Origin of the sequence: Arsukibacterium sp. MJ3 (genome assembly GCF_000987765.1) — a bacterium.
Lineage (GTDB): Bacteria > Pseudomonadota > Gammaproteobacteria > Enterobacterales > Alteromonadaceae > Alishewanella.
On record NZ_LAHP01000057.1, the window covers coordinates 1 to 1,784 of the forward strand.

General features: G+C 41.8%; 3 protein-coding genes. All 3 read right to left on the bottom strand.

Features of this window, described 5'->3' with window-relative positions; all coding sequences use genetic code 11:
- Nucleotides 1–411: 411 nt before the first annotated feature.
- On the bottom strand, nt 412–750 hold the full coding sequence (locus VT06_RS16635) for a hypothetical protein (RefSeq protein ID WP_046555451.1): 339 nt from the start codon (nt 748–750) through the stop codon (nt 412–414).
- 143 nt (nt 751–893) lie between these two features.
- On the bottom strand, nt 894–1,163 hold the full coding sequence (locus VT06_RS16640) for a hypothetical protein (RefSeq protein ID WP_046555452.1): 270 nt from the start codon (nt 1,161–1,163) through the stop codon (nt 894–896).
- Between the two features lie 2 nt (nt 1,164–1,165).
- On the bottom strand, nt 1,166–1,784 hold a 619-nt coding region (locus VT06_RS18515; protein ID WP_200898011.1), incomplete at its 5' end, for an RHS repeat-associated core domain-containing protein.

Genomic DNA, 1,784 nt, shown 5'->3' on the forward strand with positions numbered 1-1,784 from the left:
TTGGTATTGCGTGGCCGCTGTTTCGCCGCCTTCCGTTACGGTTTTCTGGCTTAAACGGCCATTGGCGTCATAGGCATAAACCGCATTGCCGCTTTGCGCTAGTTGGTCGCCTGCAGCAACGCGGGTAGGCTTATCATGCCACTCTCACAGCCCATTTCCGAATTCAAATCGTTCAACTTCCGTTTTGTCTTTATTCCTGTATACCAATGTTTGATTTGATAGCCACTTTAAATCACCAATGCGCCCATTAAACAAAAACTCGTCTGGCTCCTCTGAAAATAAATGCTTTACAAGCACTTCCTTACCAAAATTGTCAGTTACTTTAACAAAGCAATCAAAAGACGATGAGCCATGGTTACAAACCAACTCAGCATTGAGCTTCTTATTCCTACTAGCCTTCCCCTTTATGCTTTAAGAATTCAAAAATCTATCGTTAATAACTCCCTCATATGCCGATTTGAAATTCTCTTTTGGCCAACCATATAAATCACAAAGAGCAATCAAAGATTCATACAACTCATCCAGTAAAATATTTTTCTTGGACACTTCATCAAGAGAATTAAAAACCTCAAAATTAAAAACTCTATAAAATTTCAATACGGAACTACTTGATTCAGTAGTACCCGTTCTATCGTCATGTTCACTCAGTTTTATTACAACTCGATAAATCCCGTCGGTATCTATCGGTTGAAAATGTCTCAAAATGCGCGCAAACACACCTATTGAATAAAGTAAACTTACGAGAGTCATCCAGTTCTAACTTAAAGCCCCAAAGACTAAACTCTTTTAATTTCATGTTGGATGTCCTTAAAACTGACTGGAAAGTCTGATTCTTAAGCACAACGCCAAACGCGCTTTTGCTGGTAAGCTTGCTTAAACAAAAACAACTCAATCTAGCGCTTTAAGCTAACAAGCCATCTACTAAATTCACGAGTAGCCTGTACGTCACCACTTAACCCCATAGAGTCTGTTTCAGCAGTCCACAAGAAATTGAAGACCTGATCTTCAGAACCATCTTCTTTTAAGATCCTACAAAGATTAGGTAAATATCCATCATACTCACCCATTTCTTCTGAATAAGCACACACTCCAATTGGATCCCATTTTTTATGAAGAGCCTCTCGAACGAGCGTATAAAAATCTGAATCAATATTTGATGACATCACTAAAGCCCTGGAATTACGGTTATAACGTTTCCGGTTTCAGAATTCGTCACAACTCTAAATTTGTTAACCGTATCAGTAAACAACGATGTATTAGGTTTATTGCCCACAGTCCGAGCACCATTTTGTAACGCGTTTTCAATTACTGATGGGGTGAAACCTCTCTCTTGCATCCTATCAATAGCATGGCCACTGTAATCTCGGCCATTAATAGATTCTGGGGCGTTTCTGGGTTTCGGAGCGTTCGGATTAGGGAAGTTATTTTTCTGTCCAGATCGACCGACGGGAGTCCTTGCACTCTTTGTAAGCGCTCTGGCCCCACTTACAGCACCACGCCTTAGATCAACAAAATTCGCGACAAAAGCCCCACCAGCATAGGCCGACGAACACTTATCTACACCACTATTAGTGCCCATGGCATCGCGTATAACATCTGTTAAGCCAAACGATATGGCATCACCAAACCCTGTTACCGCATTTACTACACTTTGCGGGATAACTGGTAAAGCAAACAACCCATCCGGATCAATAAAATTAACCGGGTCGCCCAACACATAGCCATACAGGTTGGTATCACCACCCGCAAAGCCGATGGGGTCTCTTGCTGTCCAGCGGCCGGTT

Bases quoted from the DNA above. Each gene is read 5' to 3' on its own strand.
- VT06_RS16635 (WP_046555451.1), bottom strand. From the start codon at position 750: ATGACTCTCGTAAGTTTACTTTATTCAATAGGTGTGTTTGCGCGCATT.
- VT06_RS16640 (WP_046555452.1), bottom strand. From the start codon at position 1,163: ATGTCATCAAATATTGATTCAGATTTTTATACGCTCGTTCGAGAGGCT.